At 56.4% G+C, this 236-nt stretch carries 1 pseudogene; it reads left to right on the plus strand.

Going from position 1 to position 236, the window contains the following annotated elements:
* Positions 1–120: 120 nt before the first annotated feature.
* A pseudogene (gene rpsL, locus SB764_RS44590) lies at positions 121–236 on the plus strand (30S ribosomal protein S12); the annotation flags it as partial.

The following is a 236-nucleotide window of genomic DNA, read 5'->3' on the forward strand; positions in this document are numbered from 1 at the left end:
TGGTCCATCCGCGAAAGCGGCTCGGGCCACGTTTTGCGCATTGAGACAAGCGTGTGATCTTGCCGGAGACGGCGTGATTTTACGCCCGAAAGGGTACAGTTAAACGTAAGGGATGGTTGAATGCCTACCGTAAACCAGCTGATCCGCAAGCCGCGCCAGCCGAACGTAAAGCGTAACAAGGTTCCTGCTCTGCAGGAAAACCCGCAGAAGCGTGGTGTTTGCACCCGCGTCTACAC

It is taken from the genome of Paraburkholderia sp. SIMBA_027 (genome assembly GCF_046535315.1).
GTDB classification, from domain to species: domain Bacteria; phylum Pseudomonadota; class Gammaproteobacteria; order Burkholderiales; family Burkholderiaceae; genus Paraburkholderia; species Paraburkholderia tropica.